Genomic DNA, 307 nt, shown 5'->3' on the forward strand with positions numbered 1-307 from the left:
CATCACCTTCATTAAGTAAAACAGGAGTGGTAGTTGTATCTAGCAAACTGCCATTGTAATAGTTATTACCAGGAGAAAGCGAAGGAAGTGTAAAACTTGCACATTCTATTTGATTAGGAAGCGAATCGACTTCTGGCGCACTTAAAATAGTAACATTAAAACTAGACTCGTTAGCACAGCTATTTGGTGGAGTTCCTACTTGATTGTAGATAAAAATGGTTTGCGAGCTAGATATTAAATCTCCAGCACTAAATGCGGTTCCTGAACCATCGGTTTCAGAAAAATAATTACCATTTGTAAGAGTAGG

Annotated in this window: 1 protein-coding gene; it reads right to left on the reverse strand. The window is 37.1% G+C overall.

Annotated elements, in window-relative coordinates:
• Window positions 1-307, reverse strand: a 307-nt coding sequence (locus ACVC5O_RS00045) for a hypothetical protein (RefSeq protein WP_452219422.1), incomplete at both ends; no start/stop codon positions are given.

It is taken from the genome of Lacinutrix salivirga (genome assembly GCF_053604675.1).